Annotated in this window: 15 protein-coding genes and 1 riboswitch; of the genes, 5 read left to right on the top strand and 10 right to left on the bottom strand. The window is 30.1% G+C overall.

The genetic code is table 11. The annotated features are described in order from the left end of the window. Positions 1-35: 35 nt before the first annotated feature. Positions 36-632, top strand: a complete 597-nt coding sequence (locus tag FBE96_RS02210; RefSeq protein WP_002855131.1) for an NUDIX domain-containing protein — start codon at positions 36-38, stop codon at positions 630-632. Positions 633-663: 31 nt separating this feature from the next. Here the strand turns inward: FBE96_RS02210 and FBE96_RS02215 are convergent, their stop codons facing one another. From FBE96_RS02215 to rpmB, 3 genes are all read right to left on the bottom strand, one after another. Further along, positions 664-1,761 (bottom strand): methyl-accepting chemotaxis protein, encoded by a 1,098-nt coding sequence (locus tag FBE96_RS02215; RefSeq protein WP_002858516.1) that lies wholly within the window; start codon positions 1,759-1,761, stop codon positions 664-666. Positions 1,762-1,770: 9 nt separating this feature from the next. Next, complete coding sequence (locus tag FBE96_RS02220; RefSeq protein ID WP_002855201.1) at positions 1,771-1,986, bottom strand: YdcH family protein; 216 nt, start codon at positions 1,984-1,986, stop codon at positions 1,771-1,773. 184 nt (positions 1,987-2,170) lie between these two features. Beyond that, positions 2,171-2,365, bottom strand: a complete 195-nt coding sequence (gene rpmB, locus FBE96_RS02225) for a 50S ribosomal protein L28 (protein ID WP_002854974.1) — start codon at positions 2,363-2,365, stop codon at positions 2,171-2,173. A gap of 139 nt (positions 2,366-2,504) precedes the next feature. On the opposite strand from rpmB, the gene rpe reads away from it, so the two are divergent. From rpe to thiC, 3 genes are all read left to right on the top strand, one after another. Then, positions 2,505-3,152, top strand: coding sequence for a ribulose-phosphate 3-epimerase (gene rpe / locus FBE96_RS02230; RefSeq protein WP_002858571.1), 648 nt, complete (start codon positions 2,505-2,507; stop codon positions 3,150-3,152). After that, entirely contained in the window at positions 3,149-3,910 is a 762-nt protein-coding gene (locus tag FBE96_RS02235; RefSeq protein WP_002871638.1) for a 3'-5' exonuclease, read from the top strand. The genes rpe and FBE96_RS02235 overlap by 4 nt, the downstream gene beginning before the upstream one ends. A 21-nt stretch (positions 3,911-3,931) precedes the next feature. Further along, a riboswitch (TPP riboswitch) is annotated at positions 3,932-4,036 on the top strand. A 56-nt stretch (positions 4,037-4,092) separates the two neighbouring features. After that, on the top strand, positions 4,093-5,385 hold the full coding sequence (gene thiC / locus FBE96_RS02240; protein WP_002868797.1) for a phosphomethylpyrimidine synthase ThiC: 1,293 nt from the start codon (positions 4,093-4,095) through the stop codon (positions 5,383-5,385). Here thiC and FBE96_RS02245 read toward each other — a convergent pair. From FBE96_RS02245 to FBE96_RS02270, 6 genes are read right to left on the bottom strand one after another with little or no spacing between them, the layout of a single operon-like run. Next, positions 5,377-5,895, bottom strand: a complete 519-nt coding sequence (locus FBE96_RS02245) for a hypothetical protein (protein WP_002867617.1) — start codon at positions 5,893-5,895, stop codon at positions 5,377-5,379. The genes thiC and FBE96_RS02245 overlap by 9 nt on opposite strands. Further along, positions 5,885-6,412 carry a hypothetical protein gene (locus FBE96_RS02250; RefSeq protein ID WP_002868796.1) on the bottom strand — a complete coding sequence of 176 codons (528 nt, stop codon included), beginning with the start codon at positions 6,410-6,412 and terminating at the stop codon, positions 5,885-5,887. Before FBE96_RS02250 ends, FBE96_RS02245 begins: the two co-directional genes overlap by 11 nt. Then, positions 6,409-7,368 (bottom strand): hypothetical protein, encoded by a 960-nt coding sequence (locus tag FBE96_RS02255; RefSeq protein ID WP_002868795.1) that lies wholly within the window; start codon positions 7,366-7,368, stop codon positions 6,409-6,411. Before FBE96_RS02255 ends, FBE96_RS02250 begins: the two co-directional genes overlap by 4 nt. A 1-nt stretch (position 7,369) precedes the next feature. Continuing rightward, complete coding sequence (locus FBE96_RS02260; RefSeq protein ID WP_002868794.1) at positions 7,370-7,999, bottom strand: lysophospholipid acyltransferase family protein; 630 nt, start codon at positions 7,997-7,999, stop codon at positions 7,370-7,372. Continuing rightward, entirely contained in the window at positions 7,983-9,284 is a 1,302-nt protein-coding gene (gene miaB / locus FBE96_RS02265; protein ID WP_002858634.1) for a tRNA (N6-isopentenyl adenosine(37)-C2)-methylthiotransferase MiaB, read from the bottom strand. Before miaB ends, FBE96_RS02260 begins: the two co-directional genes overlap by 17 nt. Next, positions 9,281-9,523 (bottom strand): HP0268 family nuclease, encoded by a 243-nt coding sequence (locus FBE96_RS02270; RefSeq protein ID WP_002851103.1) that lies wholly within the window; start codon positions 9,521-9,523, stop codon positions 9,281-9,283. The genes miaB and FBE96_RS02270 overlap by 4 nt, the downstream gene beginning before the upstream one ends. A 127-nt stretch (positions 9,524-9,650) precedes the next feature. Here FBE96_RS02270 and nusA point away from each other — a divergent pair, with 127 nt between their 5' ends. Further along, positions 9,651-10,739, top strand: coding sequence for a transcription termination factor NusA (gene nusA, locus FBE96_RS02275; protein ID WP_002858478.1), 1,089 nt, complete (start codon positions 9,651-9,653; stop codon positions 10,737-10,739). A gap of 15 nt (positions 10,740-10,754) precedes the next feature. Here nusA and FBE96_RS02280 read toward each other — a convergent pair whose 3' ends face one another. Beyond that, on the bottom strand, positions 10,755-11,942 hold the full coding sequence (locus tag FBE96_RS02280) for an MFS transporter (protein WP_002858477.1): 1,188 nt from the start codon (positions 11,940-11,942) through the stop codon (positions 10,755-10,757). Between the last annotated feature and the right edge of the window lie 59 nt (positions 11,943-12,001).

Here is a 12,001-nt window from a genome sequence, read left to right on the forward strand (position 1 = left end):
AAGTACAATGTGAAAAATAAATAAAAGGTTTTATTATGGCGTTTAAAAATTTAAAAGAACTTTCTTTTGAAAAATCAAATTATATTAAGCCTAAGAGATTTGCTTATGAAAGTAATGGTAGGCTTTGCACTTGGGATTTTATAGAATCTAAAGATAGTGTTTCAGTGCTTTTGTATCATAAAGAATTAGAAAGTTTTATTTTTGTACGCCAATTTCGTATACCACTTTGGTATCATCAAATGCATGATAAAGATTATGTAAAAGATGATGATATGGGCTATACTATAGAGCTTTGTTCTGGGCTTGTGGATAAAAAATTATCTTTAGAGGAAATAGCAAAAGAAGAATGTATAGAAGAACTAGGATATGCTCCTAAAAATTTAGAAAAAATAGGAGATTTTTATACAGGGTTTGGTTCAGGTGTAAGCAAGCAAAGCTTTTATTTCGTAGAAGTTGATGAAAAAGATAAAATTTCTTCTGGAGGTGGAGTTGATGATGAAGAGATTGAAGCTGTTTATGTTAAGGTGCAGGATTTTGAAAAAAAATGTAAAAATATGATAAGAACGCCTTTGCTTGATTTTGCTTATATGTGGTTTTTAAAGGAAAAGTGGGGAAAATTAAAGATTATTTAGGTTAAACCTTAAAAAGGTTCAACCTAGGATTTTAATGATCTGACTCATCAAGCATTTCTTTAAATACATTGAAAAGATCAAGCGATGCATTTTCAGCAACTTCGCATTTATTAATTATGCTGTGTTGAGTAATATCTTTGCTAATATCTTCTGTATTTGCTATTGTTATAGCATTATTCATATTTTCATGAACTTTTTCATGTGGCTCGTTAATTTTTAAGAAGCTTTTATTTTGCCCAAATCTTTCTTTTCCTGTGCTAGCAAGCCATTTTCCTAAGCGACAAGATGTATGATCGGCTAATTGCTTTCCTGATTTGGAAAAAATTTCTTTATAACCATTTAATTTAAAAGCTATATGATCTAGTTTTGCTAAAGATACGAAAGCTTCTGAAGCGATACCAACTGCATTTGAATTAGTAGAATGCGCTTCATTTACTAAGTGAGTAAATTTTTCGGAAAAACTCATAATATGAGCATTAGAATCTATAGAAATTTTTTCAACTTGCTCACTTTGAGTATACATTTCATTTGCATTTTGCTTTAGAAGGTTGATGTTCATTTCAACTTCTGTGGTTGCTTTTTGTGTTTTTTCAGCTAGTTTTCTTACTTCATCGGCAACAACAGCAAAACCACGCCCATGTTCACCTGCGCGTGCAGCTTCTATGGCAGCGTTAAGAGCTAAAAGATTGGTTTGATCGGAAACATCTTTAATTAGATTAATTACATTAGTAATTTCATCTACACTTCTATGCAATGTTCCTGCAACATCTCTTGTTTTATTGGCTGATTCTGTAATATTTCCCAAAGAGGCATTGATAGAATTAGCAATATGGTTAAGTTCATCCATTTCAGCAAGAGAAGTTTTAGAATAGCTAGAGATAACTTCTGCCTTATTTACATTTTCTAACATATCGCCTTGAATAATAGTAATATTTTTTAAAACCCCAGTTAATAAAACATTTAAAAGATCTGTTTTAAGTTTAGACTCTAAAGCCGCTTGTTCTAATGATGTAATTTTATTTTTTAATTCTAAATTTTCCGATTGAAATTTTTCAATTTTATGTGTAAGATTTTTATTTTCTTCTTCAAGTTTTTGAAGATCAGAATGGTTTATTTTACTTCCAAACATTGTTTTGCCTTATTTTTTATAATTTGCTAGATATTGGCTAAGTTCATCTTTTACATGAAGCTTTTCTTTTTTTAAAGTTGAAATTTCCATGCTGCTAAGAGAAGTTCTACCTTCTTCTGCATCTTTAATCATGTCATCAAGTTCATTATGACGATCAAATAGTTTATCAAAATGAGCATCTTTACCTTTTAGCTCTGACATTAATTCTCTATATTCATGTAGCATAAACTCTCCTTGTATTAGTGAAATTTAAAATTCATTTAACAAGGTATTTTACACTATTAAAAGATATTTTTAGCTTAAAAAATAATAAAATTAATAATAATTTTTAAATGTGTGTTATATAAGTGATTTGTTAAAGTTTATTTTTAAATTGGAAATTTTAAAATTGAGGAATAAATCCTCAAAATTATTTAGAATTTTGTTTTTTTAGAGTTCTTAGAGTAGAAGCTGCAATTCTCATTTTTCTCGTGGTGCCATCTTCTAAAGTTACACGAACTGTTCTGAGATTAGGTAAAAAGCGTCTTTTTGTTTTATTGTTAGCATGGCTGACATTATTACCCACCATTGGACCCTTGCCTGTGATTTGACATACTCTTGCCATTTTTTTGTCCTTATGAAAATTTTTAAATGGAGATTTTATCAAAATTAAGCTTAAAATATTCCATAATTTATAGTTTTTTTAATATATAAGTCGATAAAATATTATTTATCACATTTATATATAGTTTAAGGTTTTGATCATGTATGTAGCTCCAAGTTTATTGTCTGCAAATTTTTTGAAATTAGAAGAAGAAGTTAAAGCTATTGAAGCTGCAGGTGCGGATCTTTTACACATTGATGTAATGGATGGACACTTTGTTCCAAATTTGACTTTCGGACCTTGCGTGATCGAAAAAATTTCAACTATTAGTAAGTTGCCATTAGATGTGCATTTAATGGTTAAAGATGTAAGTAAATTTGTAGATCTTTTTATCTCTTTAAAACCGAAATTTATCTCTTTTCATATGGAAAGCGAAGTTCATCCTATAAGGCTTTGTGAATATATAAGAAGTCAAGGAATCCATCCTGCTATTGTTTTAAATCCACATACTCCTATTGATTCTATTAAACACATGCTAGAATTTGTAGATATGGTGCTTTTAATGAGTGTTAATCCTGGATTTGGTGGGCAAAAATTTTTACCTTTGATACATGAAAAAATCAAAGAATTGCGCCAAATGATTGATAAAAAAAATGCTAAAGTTTTTATAGAGGTTGATGGTGGTGTTAATGGTTTAAATGCTAGTGATTTAGAAGAATCTGGAGCTGATATTTTGGTGGCTGGAAGTTATATTTTTTCTTCCAATGATTATAAAACTGCAATTTCATCTTTAAAGCTTGAATTTTGAGTTTACAGCAAATTGATCAGATTATTTCTATATTAAATAAGCAAAGCAAGCCTTATGATTGGGTGATGCAAGAGTTTGCCAAAGTTGAAGAATTAAAAAATTTTGATTTAGATTTAGAAACTTTTGAGCTTTTGGGGTTAGGTTTAACTTTAAATAAAGATAATATTTTTACTCTTAAAACACGCACAACAAAAATTAAAGATGAAATTTTTTGCATAGTGGATATAGAAAGTACTGGTGGGGTGAGCAAGGGGGAAATTTTAGAAATTGGAGCGGTAAAAATTCAAAATTCTAAAGAAATTGGACGCTTTCAAAGTTTTGTTAAAGTAAAAGAAATTCCAAAAAATATAACTGAACTTACGGGTATTACTTATGAGATGGTGGAAAATGCTTCAAGTTTAGCAAAGGTTTTAAGTGATTTTAGGCTTTTTTTAAAAGACAGTATTTTTGTAGCGCATAATGTGCGTTTTGATTATAGTTTTATTTCTAAGGCTTTAAATGAGTGTAGTTTTGGCATTTTGCTTAATCGTCGTATTTGCACTATAGAATTTGCACAATGTTGTATAGAAAGTCCAAAATATAAACTAGAGGTTTTGAAAGAATTTCTTGGCGTGGAAAATATGCATCATAGAGCCTTAGATGATGCTTTGGCAGCTGCTGAAATTTTTAAATATTGCCTTGGAAAACTTCCTTATCATATAAAAACTACAGAAGAACTTATAAATTTTACAAAAACTGCACGTATAAAGCAAAAATAAATATTTAAAGTGTATAATTAAAACATAAATGACGGGAGCTTGTGTAACAGGCTGAGAGTAAGCTAAAAGCTTAGACCGAACCGGATCTGGATAATACCAGCGTCGGGAAGATTTATAAATTTCAATACTTTAAAAATTTATACTCACCCTTCATTTATCCAAATTTTTTAAAGGATAAATTTATGAAAACTCAAATGAATTATGCCAAAGAAGGTATTTTTACTAAAGAAATGCAGATTGTTGCGCAAAAAGAAAATTTAAGTAAAGATTTTTTGCTTGAAAATATTGCTTGCGGTAAAATTATTATCCCTGCAAATATTAATCATAAAAGTCTTGATCCAAATGGTATAGGTTTTGGACTGCGTACTAAGGTTAATGTAAATTTAGGAGTTTCAAATGATTGCGTTGATTATAGCGAGGAAATGAAAAAAGTAGAGCTTGCTCATAAATTTGGCATAGAAGCGATTATGGACTTAAGCAATTATGGCAAAACAAGTCGTTTTAGAGACGAGCTTGTTAATGTTTCAAAAGCTATGATAGGAACAGTTCCTGTATATGATGCGGTAGGATTTTTAGAAAAAGATTTAAAGCAAATTAATGCCAAAGACTTTTTAGATGTTGTATATCATCATGCTAAAAGTGGGGTTGATTTTATGACAATTCATGCAGGTATTAATTCTCGCGCAGCGCATATTTTTAAACAAAGTAAAAGACTTACAAATATAGTTTCAAGAGGAGGCTCTGTACTTTATGCTTGGATGATGATGAAAGATGCTGAAAATCCTTTTTTTGAGTATTATGATGATTTGCTTGACATTTGTTTAAAATATGATGTAACTTTATCTTTGGGCGATGCTTTGCGTCCTGGCTCTACTCACGATGCAAGTGATGGGGCACAAATTTCAGAACTTATAGAATTATCACTCCTTACTCAAAGGGCTTGGGATGTTGGGATTCAAGTAATGATAGAAGGTCCAGGGCATATGGCTATTAATGAAATAGAGGCAAATATGCAATTAGAAAAGCGTTTATGTAAAGGAGCGCCTTTTTATGTCTTAGGACCTTTGGTAATAGATATTGGCGCAGGGTATGATCATATTAGTGGTGCTATTGGAGGAGCTGTGGCTGCAGCTAGCGGTGCTGATATGCTGTGTTATGTAACACCTGCTGAACACTTAAGACTTCCAAATTTAGAAGATGTTAGAGAGGGTATAGTTGCGACTAAAATTGCAGCTCATGCAGGAGATATAGCTAAACTTCCAAAAGAAAGAGCAAGAGATGATGAGATGAGTAAGGCTAGGCAAGAGATAGATTGGGAGAAAATGTTTAAACTTGCTATTGATGGAGAAAAGGCCAAAAAAATGTTTAATGAGCGTCGTCCTGATGATTTAAACTCATGTTCTATGTGTGGAAAAATGTGTGCAATGAATACTATGAATCAAATTTTAAAAGGCGAAGATGTGAGTTTAGCTTGAATAAACTTTGAGAGTAAGATCTATAGAGATACCTTGCTCTCCTGCTTTAAGATTAAGTGGATAATCAAGCTTGATTAAGTTATTATAGTTTTTTAGAGCATCAATAAAATCATAAAGCCTTCTAGGATTGTTCATTGTCGCTTTAATGGCTAAGCGGTTTTTTAGATATTTTTCTTGTTTTTCGGGCTTAGTTTCTTGAATTTTTACATTTTGAAAATATTTTTGTAAAAAAATATCAAAATTTCCTATATTAAAATTTTGCTCAAATTGCTCTAAACTTTTGTTGTTTTCGCTTCTTAGAGTTGATATTTTATCTTCACTAAAGTCAAATTTTAATTTAGCGGCCTTTAAGATAGCAAGTTGTGAGTTTTCTCTAAGATTTGCTTGTTTATAATTTTTTAATGTCGGTAAAAGTAAAAATAAGATCAAGGCTGTGCAAACGCTTATAAAACTTAACGCGCAAATGATAAGCTTTAATAAATCAATTTCTTCTAGACTTTTATCTTTCATCTGCAACTCCTGGAATTTGTTTACTAATACTAACAAAACGATACCACCCATTATCTAAGCGATAATAGGTTGTATAGCTTTGATCAAAGATGCTTTTTAAAGGGGTTTCTAAAAGTAGAGTAAACATTTCTCTTGTAGGAGTGACTCCGATAAGCTTTAAGGAATATTCGTCTTGTTCAACACTTTCAAGAGTAATGTTATCAGTTTTTACAATAATATCAAATAGATTTCTTAAGCTTTCTTTAACAATTTGATTTTGAGTGTTAAAATTTTTCGCTATTTGGCTTTGATCAAATAAAATTTCATAAAGCATTTCATTTTGCTTAGTTTGATTTTGAAGCACTATAACTTGTTGTTTTTCATTATTGATAGAGCTATTGATTAATGCAATTTTTATTGTATATGTAAAATATACTAGCAAGATAAATGATATACTAAAACCAAAAAGTCCTAGCCAAATTTTATCAAAGAGTGTGAAAATAGGCTTTTTTCTTGGTTGTATGAAGCTATAAGTCATTTAAGCTCCTTTTGCATCAATTCTATCATAAGATCTAAGGTGTTGATTTGTTTGGTTTTTATCTCTAAAAAAGTTTCACTTTCTAAAAAATCAATAGCACTTATGTTAATATCTGATTCGCTATATAATAAAATACCATTGATAAATACCCCAGCATATTTATCATCATTATAAAATTTTTCAATGCTCGTAATAATATAACGGCAAAGTTCCATATCATTGCTAAATTGATTTAATTCATCAAGATTAAAATTATCATTATTATCCAAAGTTTCAAGATTATTTTCTTGATCAAGTAGATCAAATTTATTATTTAAGGCTTCATTGAAGTTATCTAAGGTAACTTCAGTATCATCGTTGTTGTTTTCAATTTCTTGATTATCTTCCGATGGAAGTTCAAGCTCTAAACCTAATTCTTGCTCAAATATTTTAAAATCACCGTATAAAATAGTATTGCCTTTAGCAACAATAATTGCCAAAAGATGTCCTTGCTTAAATCCATAAAGTAAAATTTGATCATCAGGCTGTTTTTCTTTTTGCATATTGTAGTAAAGAAGAGCAAAAGGGGAATATAAAAAATCTAAACCTCTATATTCTTCAAAAAGCTCGCTATAATATTCTACATGTTCGGTAGCCGTATAAACAAGGGCATTATTAAACAAAATATGCTGTAAGCTGATTTTTCCTATATTAAAGTGCTCACAATCTTGAATATTTGTACTAGGTATTAATCCTTGTTCTTTGGCATCTAAAAATAAAGCAGTGTGGTAAAATAAGAAATGCTTGCTTAAATTTTTTACGTATTCTAATAAATTTTCGCTTTTATCAAAAGTTTTTTCATTGCTACTGATTAGTTTATTTCCTCTATAAATAGAAGCTTTTACAATATTTTTTTTATCTTCTAAAATAATACTAATAAAAAGTTGTGGAAATATTTTTTTAAGTAAAAATAACATTTCATTCCTTAAATTGATCAGCTAAGCTAATTTTATCAAATTGTTCCATTAGAAATTCTTTAGCTTTTTCTTTATCTAAAGATAAAATATCCAAAGGTTCACTTAGACTATAAGTAATCCTACTAAAAGGTTTTGGCATGATCATCTTATCCCAACTTTTAAATTCCCAAAAACGATTTGCTTCATAGTTTAAAATTCTTATCTTTAGTTCTTTTTTTTGAGCCAAAATGATAGACCCATCTGAAATACTATGATAAGGCCCTCGTGGACCATCGGGCGTGATAACTATATCGTCATTTTGTTCTAAAACTTTAAATGCAGCTCTAAGTGCACTGCTAGCACCCCTTGAAGTGCTTCCTCTTACAGTATCAAGACCGAAAAGCTTGATGATTTTTGCAATTTGCTCTCCATCTTTATGGTGAGAGATCATGACATAGGCTTTTTTATTTTTTTGCCTATAATGTCTAAACGCAAAAGGCATAAGTGCTAATTTTCCATGCCAAAAAAGTATCACACCAGCTTTACGGTCAACTTTTTCACCTTTATAGTGCTTTTTACAGCTTAAAAAAATAAGCCATTGCAAGATGAAAATTATATATGTTAAGCAATGGATTTTAAACGATTTCCCCATATAAAACCATACGCTTTGCATTAGTTATTTTTACTTCTTTAAATTGCCCTAAAAGTTCTTCGCTACCTTCAACTTGAACTAAAAAGTTATTATCTGTTCTTCCAGCAATGCTATTGCCTGCTCTTAATTCTTCAAATAAAACTTTAAAAGTTTTATTTTCTTGTTTTTTTACAATTTTATCTAAAATTTCACTATGACGATTTTGTAAGGTGCTAAGTCTTCTTGAAGCTATTTCTTCATCGATTTGATTAGGCATGGTTGCGGCTTTTGTTAAAGGGCGTTTGGAGTATTTAAAAGAAAAAATTTGTTCAAAACGCACTTTTTCCAAAACATCTACAGTCTCTTCAAAATCTTTTTCACTTTCCCCTGGAAAAGCTACAATAATGTCTGTAGAAATGCTAACATTTGGACAAAGTTCTCTAAGTTTTAAAGCTCTATTTAAATACCATTCTTTAGTATAGCCACGCTTCATAGCTTTTAAAATTTCACTTGAGCCGCTTTGTAAAGGCATATGCATGGATTTGCAAACTTTTGGATTATTGGCAAAAACTTCTAAAAATTTATCATCCATGTGCAAAGGATGTGGACTTGTAAAGCGAATGCGTTCCAAACCTTCTATAGTGCTAAGTTCTTCTAAAAGATCTGAAAAGTCCATTTTTTTATGTTCGTTTCTAAATCTTTTGCCATAGTTATTGACATTTTGTCCTAGCAAGAAAATCTCTTTAGCGCCTTTTTCAATAGCTTTTTGAGCTTCTTTGTAGATGATGTTAAAAGGTATGGAAATTTCATCTCCTCTAGTATGTGGCACTATACAATAAGTGCAGTGTTTATCACAACCTATGGAGATATTAATATAGGATTTATAAATACTATTTCTAAAATCTGCAAAAGCAAATTCACTTTCATCATAGTCTATATCCACGCCCATAAATTTTGGAGTTTTTATAGCTTGAGTGATTTTGGAAATATTTCTTGCCCCTAGAACAAAATCCACATAAGGAGCACGTTTGAAAATTTCATTTCCCAAATGTGATGCAGTGCATCCACAAACTCCTATTTTAGCACCTTCTTTTTTAACTTTTTCAAAGCCACCCACTTCTGAGAAAAGTTTATGCACAGGTTTTTCACGCACTGAACAGGTATTAATAAGAATAAGATCTGCTTCTTTGATATCTTCTGTTAGTGCGTAATTTTCTTTTTGTGTTAATTCTGCGATCATATGCTCAGAATCTCTGACATTCATCGCACAACCTAAAGTTTGGATAAAAAGTTTTTTAGCACTCAAAGAATATGTACCTCATACATAAAATCATTATCATCAAGTCCGTATTTTACGGTTCTATGATAAATGCTTACTCCTTTTTTTTCAAAATGATTTACAAGGGCAATGAGTTGTTTGTGTGTATTATCTTTATCAAAATAAAAAAACTTTTGTCCTTCTTTTTCTATAGCCTCTTCGATTTTTTCTAGGCTAATATTTTTAGGTTTTTCATTAATCAAAGTTCTTGCCAATTTTAATTCCATAGCTAAATCCTTAAGAATTTTCATTTTAATCTATAATTTTAGCAAATTTTACTTTTAATTAAACTTATTAAGGATATAATTTTTATCTACATTATTTAAATTTCCCACAAAAAAGGTTTTATAAAATATGGAAAAGATAGCAGATATTATCGAATCTATTGCTAATGAAAAAAATTTAAACTTAGAGAATGTAAGAGAAAAGGTAGCTACCGCTTTAATCAATACTGCAAAAAGAATTTATGGACAAGAATATGAGTTTTTTGTGGATCCTAAAAATTTAAATCTTTATCAAAAAATTACCATAGTAGCAGATAATGACGAGAGATTGCAAAATAAAAGTGAGAGTTTTATCGCGTTAAGTAAGGCAAAATCAGAAGCTCCAGATGTTGAAATAGGAGATGAATTAACCTATGAATGTTCTTTGGAAAATTTAGGAAGAACTGCGGTAAATACCTTGCATAAAGAACTTGAATATCATATACAAAAATTATTAGAACAAACTATTTTTGAAAAGTATAAAAACAAAGTAGGGCAAATGGTTTTTGGTACAGTTGTTAGAGTGGATAATGAAGAAAATACTTTTATTGAAATAGATGAATTAAGAGCTTTTTTACCGAGAAAAAATCGCATTAAAGGGGAAAAGTTTAAAATAGGTGATGTGGTAAAAGCTGTGATACGCCGTGTTTATACAGATAAGGGTATTAAAATCGAGCTTAGTCGTACAAGTCCTAAATTTTTAGAATGTTTACTTGAAGCTGAGGTTCCAGAAATCAAAGATGGTTATGTCAATATTATAGGATGTGCTAGAATTCCAGGTGAAAGAGCAAAAATCATTCTTCAGGCCAATGGAACAAATATCGATCCTGTAGGAGCTACAGTAGGTGTTAAAGGTGTAAGAATTAATGCGGTAAGCAAAGAGCTTCATAATGAAAATATTGATTGTATAGAATTTACAAATGAGAGTGAAATTTTAATTTCTCGTGCCTTGGCTCCTGCTATTGTAAATTCTGTAAAAATTGAAGATAAAAAAGCTATTGTAAGTTTAAATAGCGAACAAAAAAGCAAAGCTATAGGAAAAAATGGTATTAATATTCGCCTTGCTTCTATGTTAAGTGGTTATGAAATAGAGCTCAATGAATTAAGCTCATCGCAGCTAAATAATGCCATCAGCAATGAAGAAGCAATGAAAAATCTTCAAGATTTGTTTAAAATTTAAAATATTTGTGAATTTTCACAAATATTTTTTATAAAACCACTTCCAATAAAATGCCGCAAAGATAAAAATCATACCCAATAAGCCTGTAATTAGTTCTAAACTCAAGCCTATTTCAAATAAAAAGCCCATAAGCATTGAAATAATAGCGCTAAAACTAAGATAAATCATATCTGTATAAGCGATCACTCTACCATGATATTCTTTGTCGGCATTTTTTTGTATCATAGTGTAGGTGTAAGCCCAAAGCGCTGAGGTAAAAAAACCTGCACCGATTAAACCTAAAAAAGAAATATAAAAATTAAATTGAGTTAAAGCCCAAAGTATAATACCCAAGCCTTGACCAAGATACATGTAAAATAAATTTTTATCATTAATAAATTTGCTTAAAACCATAGGTCCTATAGCTAAAGAACAAGCACGTACTGCATTTAAAAACCCTATTACTAAAGCAGCAGATAAAACTTCTTTATATTGATGTTGCGCTAAAAGCGTAACCAAGGTTTCATAAGCAGTTAAACCTATAAAAGCGTGAAGCAAGATAAGATGAAAAATTATCTTATTGTTTAAAACATAGAAAAATCCTTCTTTTATCATGGTAAAAAAGCGACTTTGTGTTTTTTGATGAAAATCAGGAATGCTTAATCTTACTAAAAAAGAAATGCCTATGAGTATAAGTATACAGTCAAATAGAAAAGCGGTTTTAACTCCTAGAAAATAAATAAAAATTCCCGCACTTGCCATACCTGCTGTATAAGAAATCGCCCAAATGACACTGTGCATTTCATTAGCGAGTTTAAGTTCTTGAGGAGTTAAAATTTTGGCCAATAAACTCATTTCAGCTTGAAAATAAATCGAAGCAACACAAAGTCTTATGAAAATTAAAATAAATAAAAGCCAAAGCATACTAAGACTTGTGACAAAAATAAGACAAAAAATAGAAATTAATTCTATGCTAATCATACTGAGTAAAAGTTTTTTAGGTTTATTTTTCTCTACTATGACGCCATTAATAGGAGCAAGTAAAACTCCAGGTAAAAAAGCAAGCATAGCACTTGTAGCTGTTGCCCAAGTAGGAGCATTAAGTTCGACTAAAAGGGTAAAAACTCCCGTTTGAGAAAACCATGCTCCAAAATATACTATAAACTGAACCGAAGCTAATATTCTGATATTTTTATTATTTTTTAATAGTTCAATGTAATTCATAAGCGAAACTATAGCATAATTTATATTTTAAATGCTATAATTATTTTAATTATGTAAAA

The organism is Campylobacter sp. CFSAN093241, assembly GCF_012889595.1.
Classification (GTDB): Bacteria; Campylobacterota; Campylobacteria; order Campylobacterales; family Campylobacteraceae; genus Campylobacter_D; species Campylobacter_D jejuni.

Excerpts from the sequence above, each read along its gene's own strand:
- FBE96_RS02215 (WP_002858516.1), bottom strand. The coding sequence starts at position 1,761 with ATGTTTGGAAGTAAAATAAACCATTCTGATCTTCAAAAACTTGAAGAA.
- FBE96_RS02210 (WP_002855131.1), top strand. The coding sequence starts at position 36 with ATGGCGTTTAAAAATTTAAAAGAACTTTCTTTTGAAAAATCAAATTAT.
- rpe (WP_002858571.1), top strand. The coding sequence starts at position 2,505 with ATGTATGTAGCTCCAAGTTTATTGTCTGCAAATTTTTTGAAATTAGAA.
- nusA (WP_002858478.1), top strand. The coding sequence starts at position 9,651 with ATGGAAAAGATAGCAGATATTATCGAATCTATTGCTAATGAAAAAAAT.
- FBE96_RS02260 (WP_002868794.1), bottom strand. The coding sequence starts at position 7,999 with ATGGGGAAATCGTTTAAAATCCATTGCTTAACATATATAATTTTCATC.
- FBE96_RS02270 (WP_002851103.1), bottom strand. The coding sequence starts at position 9,523 with ATGGAATTAAAATTGGCAAGAACTTTGATTAATGAAAAACCTAAAAAT.
- rpmB (WP_002854974.1), bottom strand. The coding sequence starts at position 2,365 with ATGGCAAGAGTATGTCAAATCACAGGCAAGGGTCCAATGGTGGGTAAT.
- FBE96_RS02255 (WP_002868795.1), bottom strand. The coding sequence starts at position 7,368 with ATGTTATTTTTACTTAAAAAAATATTTCCACAACTTTTTATTAGTATT.
- FBE96_RS02280 (WP_002858477.1), bottom strand. The coding sequence starts at position 11,942 with ATGAATTACATTGAACTATTAAAAAATAATAAAAATATCAGAATATTA.
- thiC (WP_002868797.1), top strand. The coding sequence starts at position 4,093 with ATGAAAACTCAAATGAATTATGCCAAAGAAGGTATTTTTACTAAAGAA.
- FBE96_RS02220 (WP_002855201.1), bottom strand. The coding sequence starts at position 1,986 with ATGCTACATGAATATAGAGAATTAATGTCAGAGCTAAAAGGTAAAGAT.
- FBE96_RS02250 (WP_002868796.1), bottom strand. The coding sequence starts at position 6,412 with ATGACTTATAGCTTCATACAACCAAGAAAAAAGCCTATTTTCACACTC.
- FBE96_RS02245 (WP_002867617.1), bottom strand. The coding sequence starts at position 5,895 with ATGAAAGATAAAAGTCTAGAAGAAATTGATTTATTAAAGCTTATCATT.